Source organism: Mycobacterium sp. (assembly GCF_050701675.1).
Classification (GTDB): domain Bacteria; phylum Actinomycetota; class Actinomycetes; order Mycobacteriales; family Mycobacteriaceae; genus Mycobacterium.
In genome coordinates this window covers 1-2,269 of record NZ_JBOGDD010001132.1, presented here as the reverse complement: position 1 = coordinate 2,269, position 2,269 = coordinate 1, and the positions used below count along the sequence as shown (strand labels likewise).

Annotated in this window: 1 protein-coding gene and 1 pseudogene; one reads left to right on the top strand and one right to left on the bottom strand. The window is 66.4% G+C overall.

The window, feature by feature from the left end:
- A pseudogene (locus ACRDUX_RS35075) lies at positions 1-186 on the bottom strand (transcriptional regulator); the annotation flags it as partial.
- Positions 187-493: 307 nt separating this feature from the next.
- Here ACRDUX_RS35075 and ACRDUX_RS35070 point away from each other — a divergent pair.
- A partial coding sequence (locus ACRDUX_RS35070; RefSeq protein WP_526421164.1) for a heavy metal translocating P-type ATPase occupies positions 494-2,269 on the top strand: 1,776 nt, incomplete at its 3' end.

Genomic DNA, 2,269 nt, shown 5'->3' with positions numbered 1-2,269 from the left:
ATCGCACACACAGGCCTCGCCGCCGGAATGGCTGGCGATGGCACTGAACAACCGCAAACGCACCGGGTCGGCCAGCGCCTTCAACTTCTTGGCCATCTCGACGGCTGCGGGCTCACTCAACGGCTCGCGCAGCAGCGGCGGCGTGACGCAGCAGACGTCCTCCACCGCCTGATCTGGGTTCGACATACATCGATATTGACAGTCATCGAATCAGCACGCAAGCGAAGTTTGGATGAACCCTCGCTTGCTTCGCGGTAAGACGGGACATAAATGCTGCAAGGCCACAAAACCGATGAGCCGAGCGTGTTCGGCCGGAGTCAACGGATCTGCTGCCCGACGATCGCGAGAATCACCACCGCGCAGCCGACCTTCTACTACGTTGGTACGTAGATCCACAGTCGAGACGCTGCCCCGACAACTCTGTTCGCGTCGAGGTCGGCGGCGTCGATTGAATGAACGACACGGTGGATGGAGGTCCGAACGGGTGAACGACATGGAGACAGGTGGCCCTGTCGCGGGTGTGCGCACCGTGGTGCTGGAACTCGACGGCGTGCAGTGGGCGAGTCAAAAGAACGTGGTGGAGACAGTCCTCGGTCGACGACCGGGAGTCGTTGGCGCGGAAGCCAATCCGGTTGCTCAGACCGTGACGGTGCGATACGACCCGGATCGCACCACGGTGGAGCACCTCGCCGGCTGGGTTCGAGAGTGCCGATATCACTGTCGAGGTGAATCCGTCCCGGATCACCTGTGCGCCGTGCCGGCGCCGGCCACCGACGCGAAGCGGTCATCCGGCACCGCCGATGAAGCTGCTGACCACGCGGGCCAGCCAGCCCACGACCGCAGCGCCGCAGGGGAACTGGGAACGGGTCGGACGGGGACGCCGGCCGAGGTGATGGGGCACGGCGGGCACGGTGAGATGTCGATGGCCGCGATGATCCGCGACATGCGTGACCGTTTCCTGGTCGCGGTGGTGTTCGGGGTGGTGATCACGTTGTGGTCCCGGATCGGGCGCGACGTGTTCGGGTTCTCCGTGGCGGCGCCGTTTGGGCTGCGCGACGACGTGTTTCAGCTGATTCTGAGCGTTCCGGTGATCTTCTACTCGGCGCAGGTGTTCTTCGCCGGGGCGGTGCGGGCGCTGAGGGCTCGCACGTTGGACATGATGGTGCTCGTTGCGGTCGCCGTCGGTGCCGGCTGGGTGTACTCGGTCGGGGTCACGCTGAGCGGGGGCGGCGACGTCTTCTACGAAGCGGCGACCATCCTGACGGCGTTCGTGCTGCTCGGGCACTACTTCGAGATGCGGGCGCGGGGCGGCGCCAATGACGCGGTTCGCGCGCTGCTCAAGCTGGCCCCGCCCATGGCGACTGTGCTGCGCGACGGTGAGTCGGTGGAGATCCCCACCGATCAGGTCGTGGTGGGTGATCTGCTGTTGGTTCGGCCGGGTTCCAAGGTCGCCGTCGACGGGGTGGTGGAGGACGGAGACAGCGACGTCGATGAGTCCACGGTGACCGGTGAAAGCCTGCCGGTTCACAAGGGCCCTGGTGACGAGGTGGTGGGGGCCACCATCAATACCACGGGGACACTGCGGGTCCGGGCCACCAAGGTCGGTGCGGACACCGCGCTGGCCCAGATCGTGAAGCTGGTGCAGGAGGCGCAGAACTCCAAGGCACCCGGTCAGCGCCTGGCGGACCGGGCCGCGTTCTGGCTTGTCCTGGTAGCCCTGCTGGGCGGGGTGGGCACATTCGTGGTGTGGCTGCTGGTGGGCCGCTCGGTCAGCGAAGCACTGTTGTTCGCGATCACGGTGGTGGTGGTGACCTGCCCCGACGCGCTGGGCCTGGCCACCCCTACCGCGATCATGGTCGGGACCGGCTTGGGCGCTGCCCGCGGGGTGTTATTCAAGAACGCGACCGCAATCGAGACGTCGAAGAAGATCGACGTCGTGGTCATGGACAAGACCGGCACCCTGACCTTGGGCGCCCCGGAGGTGACCGACCTGATCGTGGACGGTCTGCCCGAACTCGAGGCGCTGGCGCTGATCGCCGCGGTCGAACGCAACTCCGAACATCCGCTGGCGGCCGCGGTGGTGCAGCACGCCGACACCGCCGGTGCACGCCGCCTCGATGCGCACGACTTCACCAACGTGGCGGGTCATGGTGCGGTCGCGGTCGTGGATGGTCACCGGGTCGTGGTCGGCAACACCCGACTAATGACTGCGGAGAGCATCGACCTGGGCGTCCTGGGTCCCCGGCAGCAGGAACTTGCCGCTGGAGGT